7 protein-coding genes are annotated in these 6,290 nt (G+C 40.2%); all 7 read left to right on the forward strand.

Going from position 1 to position 6,290, the window contains the following annotated elements; all coding sequences use genetic code 11:
- Positions 1–238 precede the first annotated feature (238 nt).
- The 7 genes from ODU34_RS10070 (at position 239) to ODU34_RS10100 (ending at position 6,062) form a co-directional block, all read left to right on the forward strand.
- Positions 239–850, forward strand: coding sequence for an ATP-dependent Clp protease proteolytic subunit (locus tag ODU34_RS10070; protein WP_223375679.1), 612 nt, complete (start codon positions 239–241; stop codon positions 848–850).
- Positions 851–976: 126 nt separating this feature from the next.
- A complete protein-coding gene (locus ODU34_RS10075) occupies positions 977–1,249 on the forward strand; it encodes a YlbG family protein (RefSeq protein WP_024381609.1) in 273 nt (90 codons plus the stop codon).
- 131 nt (positions 1,250–1,380) lie between these two features.
- Positions 1,381–2,550, forward strand: coding sequence for an ABC transporter substrate-binding protein (locus tag ODU34_RS10080; protein ID WP_136671173.1), 1,170 nt, complete (start codon positions 1,381–1,383; stop codon positions 2,548–2,550).
- 200 nt (positions 2,551–2,750) lie between these two features.
- Positions 2,751–3,638, forward strand: a complete 888-nt coding sequence (locus ODU34_RS10085; protein ID WP_012027482.1) for a branched-chain amino acid ABC transporter permease — start codon at positions 2,751–2,753, stop codon at positions 3,636–3,638.
- 2 nt (positions 3,639–3,640) lie between these two features.
- Entirely contained in the window at positions 3,641–4,588 is a 948-nt protein-coding gene (locus tag ODU34_RS10090; protein WP_002937293.1) for a branched-chain amino acid ABC transporter permease, read from the forward strand.
- Positions 4,588–5,352: an ABC transporter ATP-binding protein gene (locus tag ODU34_RS10095; protein WP_398578490.1), complete on the forward strand. Its 765-nt coding sequence runs from the start codon at positions 4,588–4,590 to the stop codon at positions 5,350–5,352. The genes ODU34_RS10090 and ODU34_RS10095 overlap by 1 nt, the downstream gene beginning before the upstream one ends.
- A complete protein-coding gene (locus ODU34_RS10100) occupies positions 5,352–6,062 on the forward strand; it encodes an ABC transporter ATP-binding protein (RefSeq protein WP_023370933.1) in 711 nt (236 codons plus the stop codon). The genes ODU34_RS10095 and ODU34_RS10100 overlap by 1 nt, the downstream gene beginning before the upstream one ends.
- Positions 6,063–6,290: the final 228 nt, after the last annotated feature.

Consider the following 6,290-nt stretch of genomic DNA (forward strand, 5'->3'; position numbering starts at 1 on the left):
AAGATCCATTTTCAGATGGCAGTTTTAGAACGAGATAAAAGCCCGTTGTTACGGGCATTAGTCAAGTAATTATAGCACTAACCTGAACGAAGTTCAGCGAACGTCTTTAGACGTCGCTGGAGAGAAATGGCTTATAGCCGGTGTACAAGCCACCCGTTTTCACGGGTGGTTATGACTTCCTGAAATCGTGTTTTTTATTTGACCAATTTTGACTATTCATATATAATGGGTACAGAAAATCTCGAAAAGGAGTAATTTTATGATTCCAGTAGTTATTGAACAAACTAGCCGTGGTGAGCGCTCGTATGATATTTATTCCCGTTTGCTCAAGGATCGCATTATCATGTTGACAGGACCAGTTGAGGACAACATGGCTAATTCGATTATTGCACAATTGCTTTTCCTTGATGCCCAAGATCCTACAAAGGATATTTACCTCTATGTTAATACGCCAGGAGGCTCGGTGTCAGCAGGTCTTGCCATTGTAGACACGATGAATTTCATTAAAGCTGATGTTCAAACCATCGTTATGGGAACAGCTGCGAGCATGGGAACCATCATTGCATCCAGCGGTGCCAAGGGCAAACGTTTCATGTTGCCAAATGCAGAGTACATGATTCACCAACCGATGGGTGGAACAGGTGGTGGCACTCAGCAAACAGACATGGCTATTGCAGCAGAACACCTATTAAAAACACGTAATAAGCTAGAAAAAATCTTGGCAGATAATTCAGGTAAGACAGTCAAGCAAATCCATAAGGATGCAGAACGGGATTACTGGATGTCAGCAGAAGAAACCTTGGCTTACGGATTTATTGACCAGATTATGGACAATACAAAAGTCAAATAAGCAGTGACAAATATGTAATAACACTGACTATTCCTATTAGCTCCAACTCTTTTACAGGTAGTTGGAGCTTTTCATTTGTCATTGAAAACGGTATAATATAGAAAGAGAATTTTTAGAGGAGAAGACATGTTTGAGAAGAAAAATCGCACTTGCTTAACTGTCTATTTACACTACAATCGTGATGCACGTAAACTCAGCCAATATGGAGATATTGTTTACCATTCCAAACGATTGCGATATGTTTTGGTGTATATGGATCAAGAACTAGTAGAAGCTACCATATTAAAATTGAAAAAGGAACGTTTTGTAAAAAAAGTGGTTCCTTCGTACATTAAGGAACTAGACCAAAACTTTGTAGGTAATCTATGGAGAGATGAAGAACAATCAGTCGTAGGATAGTCGGAATTAGCAGGGGATACATACCTGCTAATTTTTTATTTTAAAAATTTTTTCTTTTTTTGTTGACAATTTTCAGATAATTCAGTATATTAGATACATCGTAAAATTTAAGAAAGATTTAAGGAGTTTTCATGAAAACAAGAAAATTTGCAGTAGCGCTTGCTACATTTGCCTCTGCAGCTCTACTTGCTGCATGTGGTAATGTTTCGACAACCAATACTTCAGCCGCAGGTTCTTCTGTAGGTGATACATTTAAAATCGGCTACAACTTGGAGTTGTCAGGTGCTGTTTCATCTTATGGTCAAACAGAGGAAAAAGGTGCCAACCTTGCCGTGAAAGAAATCAATGCTGCGGGTGGTATTGACGGCAAAAAAATCGAAGTGATTACAAAAGACAACAAGTCTGAAACAGCAGAGGCAGCTACTGTTGCAACAAGCTTGGCAAGTGAAGGGGCAAACGTTGTGATTGGCCCTGCTACATCAGGAGCTTCAGCAGCCTCTATTCCAGCATTGACATCTGCTGGTGTTCCTATGATTACTCCTTCAGGAACTCAAACAAACTTGGTTGTGAACGATAAAGGTGAGGTACAAGAATACTTCTTCCGTACAACCTTTACAGATGGGTATCAAGGTCAAATTATGGCTAAATACGCTACTGAGAACTTGTCAGCTAAGAAAGTTGTTCTTTACTTTGACAACTCTTCTGATTATGGTAAGGGTGTAGCAGAGGCTTTCAAGAAGGCTTACAAAGGAGAAATCGTTTCAGAAATCACATTTGCTTCTGGCGATAAGGATTTCCAAGCTGCTTTGACAAAATTGAAAGATAAAGAATTTGATGCCATCATCATGCCTGGTTACTACAATGAAACAGGTACAATTGTGAAGCAAGCACGCGGTTTGGGTATTGACAAGCCAATTCTTGGTTCAGATGGTTTTGACTCACCACAATTTACTGAATTGGCAACTGCATCAGCAGCATCAAATGTTTACTACCTTTCTGGATTTGTAACATCAGCAAGCGAAAAAGCAAAAGCATTCCATGATGCATACGTGAAAGAGTACAATGAAGAGCCATCAATGTTCTCAGCTTTAGCTTACGACTCGGTTTACATGGCAGCAGAAGCAGCAAAAGGTGCAGCTGATTCAGCAGCAGTGAAGGCTAATCTTGCAGCTCTGAAAGACTTTGAAGGTGTGACTGGTACAATGTCTGTTGACAAAGAGCACAATGTCGTTAAATCAGTTTATGTTGTTAGTTTAACAAACGGAGAAGAATCATCTGTAGATACTATCTCTATTGACTAATAGTGGACGAAAAGAGGGAAATCCCTCTTTTTCACTTGCCAGAATGTATAGAATAGTATACATGTTGCTTTAAAATTTGGTTAAATTTTCGGTAATTTTAATGATTAAACTCTCCATCTAACTTGCTTATTTTCAGAAAATTTTGTATAATGTAACAATGCTATTGAGCTCGAAAAATATTTAGAAAGATTGGTGAACCTATGCTTCAACAACTTGTCAATGGTTTGATTCTTGGTTCTGTTTATGCCCTTTTGGCCCTTGGTTATACCATGGTGTACGGAATTATCAAACTCATTAACTTCGCCCATGGCGATTTGTATATGATGGGTGCTTTTATGGGGTACTTCCTATTAAATAATTTAACTTTTATTGCAGATGGTGGAACGCGTTTCTTTGTTGCTCTCATTCTAGCGATGGTAGGGACGGCTATTCTCGGTGTCGTTATAGAGTTTTTAGCCTATCGTCCTTTGCGTAATTCAACGCGTATAGCAGCTTTGATTACGGCTATAGGTGTATCCTTCTTCTTAGAATACACTATGATTAAATTCTTTACAGCAGACGTAAAAGCCTTTCCACAAGCAATCGAAGCTGTGACTTTTAACCTTGGTCCAGTTTCTGTTACCAATATCCAGTTGATTATTCTTGGTGTATCGCTTGCGTTGATGGTCGCTCTTCAATTAATTGTCAAACGTACAAAAATGGGGAAGGCCATGCGTGCGGTTTCTGTAGATAGCGATGCAGCTCAGCTTATGGGGATCAATGTAAACCGTACAATCAGCTTTACTTTTGCTCTTGGGTCAGCTCTTGCGGGTGCTGCGGGTGTTCTCCTAGGTCTCTACTACAACCAGATTGAGCCTTTGATGGGGATGACCCCAGGTTTGAAAGCCTTTGTAGCGGCAGTATTGGGCGGTATCGGTATTATTCCAGGTGCTGCGCTTGGTGGCTTCGTTATCGGTATCATCGAAACATTTACCTATGTAATTGAATTCGATACTTTCCGTGATGCGATCGTATATACTGTTTTGATCATCATCCTCTTGGTGCGTCCAAGTGGTATTCTTGGTAAAAATGTGAAAGAGAAGGTGTAACCATGAAGCAAAATTTAAAAGTTAATGCGATTTGGTTGGCTATCTTATTGGCTGGTTTTGGGCTTATTCAAGGTCTTGTATCAGCAGGGATTCTGAATTTTTACTACATCCAGATTGTTCAGCAAATCGGTATTCAAATTATCTTGGCAGTTGGTTTAAACTTGATTGTTGGTTTCTCAGGTCAATTTTCACTTGGTCATGCTGGTTTTATGGCTATTGGTGCTTATGCAGTAGGTATTCTTGGGAAAATGATGCCAACTTATGGTGGATTTGCTATCGCCTTGATTGTTGGGATGTTAATCTCAGGTGCAGTGGCTCTTTTAGTTGGTATTCCAACCCTTCGTTTGAAAGGGGACTACCTTGCAATTGCGACTCTTGGTGTTGCAGAGATTATTCGTATTTTAATTATCAATGGTGGTAGTGTAACGAATGGTGCAGCAGGTATTATGTCTATTCCACTCTTTACAAGCTGGCCTTTAGTTTATATTTTTGTAATCATCACAACCTTGGTGACAGTTAACTTTTTGCGCAGTCCGATGGGACGTGCTACAATTTCTGTTCGTGAGGATGAAATTGCGGCAGAATCTGTAGGTGTCAATCCAACATTTGTTAAAGTTTCAGCCTTTGTATTTGGTGCCATGACGGCAGCCATTGCAGGTGGTCTCCATGCAGGATACGTTGGGACAATTGTTCCGAAAGACTTTGCCTTTATGACCTCCGTTAACGTTTTGATTATCATTGTATTGGGTGGTTTGGGCTCTATCACAGGTACCTTTGTAGCAGCCATTGTACTTGGTATTTTGAACGTATTCCTCAAGAGTTACTCTGATATTTCAATGATTATCTATTCATTAGCTCTTATTCTCTTGATGATTTTCCGTCCTGGAGGTCTTTTGGGAACTAAGGAATTCAGCGTAGCAGCTCTACTCAAGAAGAAGGAGGTTAAGTAATGGCATTACTTGAAGTAAAAGATTTAACCAAGAACTTCGGTGGCCTAACTGCCGTTGGTGACGTGACCATGGAACTTCATGAAGGGGAATTGGTTGGTCTTATCGGTCCAAATGGTGCTGGTAAAACGACTCTATTCAACCTCTTGACAGGTGTTTATGAGCCAAGCGAGGGGACAATTTCTCTTGCAGGGACTATTTTGAACGGTAAAGCACCATCAAAAATTGCTTCGCTTGGTCTTGGTCGTACTTTCCAGAACATTCGTTTGTTCAAAAATATGACCGTTTTGGAAAATGTTTTGCTTGGTCTTGGCAACCATGGTAAATCAGAAGTATTTGCAAGTTTCTTCCGTCTTCCAGCATTCTATAAGAATGAAGAAGCGTTGAAAACAAAAGCGATTGAACTTTTGAAAATCTTCGATTTGGATGGCGATGCAGATACATTAGCTAAAAACCTTCCTTACGGTCAACAACGACGTTTGGAAATCGTTCGTGCCCTTGCGACTGAACCAAAAATTCTTTTCTTGGATGAACCAGCGGCTGGTATGAACCCACAAGAAACGGCAGAATTGACCCAACTTATCCGTAAAATCAAAGAAGAATTTGGCATTACTATCATCTTGATTGAACACGATATGAGCTTGGTTATGGAAGTGACGGAGCGGATATACGTATTGGAGTACGGTCGTTTGATTGCCCATGGTACACCAGAAGAAATTCGTAATAACAAGCGTGTAATTGAAGCCTACCTTGGAGGTGAAGCTTAATGGCAATGTTAGAAGTAAAAAATCTTTCCGTTAACTACGGTGTTATCGAAGCTGTTAAAGATGTTAGCTTTGAGGTTAATGAAGGTGAAGTTGTAACACTTATCGGCGCTAATGGTGCTGGTAAAACCTCTATCCTTCGTACTATTTCAGGACTTGTTCGTCCATCAGCTGGAACGATTTCTTTCCTTGGAAATGAGATTCAAAAAGTTCCTGCACGTAAAATCGTAGCAGACGGTTTATCACAAGTTCCAGAAGGTCGTCATGTTTTTGCAGGCTTGACTGTTATGGAAAACTTGGAAATGGGTGCCTTCCTTCGCAACAATCGTGAGGAAAACCAAGCAAACTTGAGAAAAATCTTTGCTCGTTTTCCACGTTTGGAAGAGCGTAAAAACCAGGATGCCGCTACCCTTTCAGGTGGTGAGCAACAGATGTTGGCCATGGGACGTGCCCTAATGAGCCAACCAAAGCTCTTGCTCCTTGATGAACCATCAATGGGCTTGGCTCCGATCTTTATCCAAGAAATTTTTGATATTATCCAAGATATTCAAAAACAAGGAACAACTGTCCTCTTGATTGAGCAAAATGCTAACAAAGCTCTCGCAATTGCAGATCGTGGCTATGTTCTAGAAACAGGAAAAGTTGTCCTATCAGGAACAGGAAAAGAACTCCTCGCCTCAGAAGAAGTCAAAAAAGCATATCTGGGTGGTTAAAACGTGGGTTATCCCACGTTTTAAGTTGGAAATAGGAAACGCCGGCAGGCGTTTTTCTTTATATCAAGGTCCGAGGGACCTTTTTAGGTTGGAGATAGGAAGAGGCTGGGCAAAAACTAGCTTCTCACATATAAAAAACGAGCAATTCCAATTAGGAGTTGCTCGTTTTCCATTTCATGCTTTATAATTATAATAACGACAAAACAACTAGAAAGGCATGAAAATGTA

The organism is Streptococcus sp. 2018WUSS126, from assembly GCF_044427425.1.
Taxonomy (GTDB): domain Bacteria; phylum Bacillota; class Bacilli; order Lactobacillales; family Streptococcaceae; genus Streptococcus; species Streptococcus hashimotonensis.